This window comes from Hoylesella enoeca JCM 12259 (assembly GCF_000613405.1).
GTDB lineage: Bacteria > Bacteroidota > Bacteroidia > Bacteroidales > Bacteroidaceae > Prevotella > Prevotella enoeca.
Genome location: NZ_BAIX01000103.1, coordinates 1 through 1556 on the forward strand (window position 1 = coordinate 1; position 1556 = coordinate 1556).

At 48.6% G+C, this 1556-nt stretch carries 1 protein-coding gene; it reads right to left on the bottom strand.

Annotated elements, in window-relative coordinates; genetic code table 11:
* On the bottom strand, positions 1-1556 hold a 1556-nt coding region (locus tag JCM12259_RS12765), incomplete at both ends, for a helicase-like domain-containing protein (protein ID WP_025066726.1).

The window sequence follows — 1556 nt, forward strand, 5'->3', positions numbered from 1 at the left end:
ACTGCCCGCTGCTGTGCGTTCACACCTGTGCCCAACATGGAAGTAGAACCGAAGATGATACGGATGTCGCCTCGGTTCATGGCATCCACCATTGCTTTCTTGGCTTTCTCATTCTTGCATTCCTGAATGAAGCGTATTTCATAGGATGGAATATGATAATCCTCTACCAACTTTCTCTTGATTTCCGAATAGATGTTGAAGTCTCCGCCGGGCTTGTAAGTACCCAAGTCAGAGAAAACAAACTGTGTACCTTTCTGTGCATCGTACTTTCGATAATAGTCATTGAGCATCTTGGCACAGTGGCTTGCCTTGTTGTCTATATGGTCTGAGTACCCATTTTCATCAATCATGCGTAAATCAAGGCTCATCTTGCGGGCATAATCGGTTGCAATAAGCATCTTTGCCTTTTCCTCGCTCTCACTCAGAGGTGCTCGTCCCAAAAGCGTGGCATCGCCACTCTTAGCAAACTCCATCAGCTTGCCGATAAAAACCTCCTGTTCGGGCGTAGGCGGTATGTTGTGTAGTATCTCGTTCTTCTCCGGACGGTCAATACCGATGTCCTTGGCTGTACGGAAATCGCATATCTCCGCATAGAAGGCGGCAAGTTCGGGCACTTTGATGAACGTCCTAAACCGCTCTTTCTGAATGATGTCGTTTGTGATGGAGAACTCGTAGTCGGTAGATTTCTTGGCAAAGACGGCTGCCCATGCGTCAAAGCTGTTGATACCCTGCTTCTCCAAAGCCTGCGGACGGAGGTATTTGAAGAGCAAAAACAATTCTGTCAGACTGTTGGAAATAGTCGTTCCCGAAAGGAAAGTGGCTCCCAAATCCTTGCCGGACCTCTCTTGTATGGTACGAATGGCAAAGAGCATGTTTAAGGCACGCTGTGAGCCATCAGGATTGCCCAAGCCCGACACCCTGTCATGGCGGGTGTTGAACATCAGGTTCTTGAATTGGTGGCTCTCATCGACAAAGAGGTGGTCAATACCCATCATCTTGAAGTCCACGGCATCGTCCTTACGCTCTGCGATGCTGTCCTGTATGTTCTGCAGCTTTGCTTCCAGTGTCTGCTTGCGTTTTTCCAGTCCTTTGAGCATCCCACGGGAGATGTCTCTTCCTTGTTGTCGCAACACTTCGAGATTCTCTTCCACGGAATCCAGTTCCTTTTGCATAATCGCTTCCTGTATCTCCAAGGCCTGCGGTATCATGCCGAACTGCTCGTGCGTGAGGATGATGCAGTCCCAATCGTTGTTCTTGATGTCGTTAAAAATACGCTGGCGGTTCTGCTTATTGAAATCGTTCTTGCCTGGATAGAGTACCTTAGCATTAGGATAAGCTTTCCTAAAGGTATCGGCAATATCGAAGACGTTTGCCTTTAGTCCGATAATCATCGGCTTGTTTGAGAGTCCCAATCGCTTCATCTCGTAGGCAGCCGTACACATGATGAGTGTCTTTCCCGCTCCCACCTCGTGATCGCAGATGCCGCCACCGTTGGTTTTGAGCATCCACACGGCATCCTTCTGACTCTTGTAGAGGTCTGCAATACCCAATCGTCT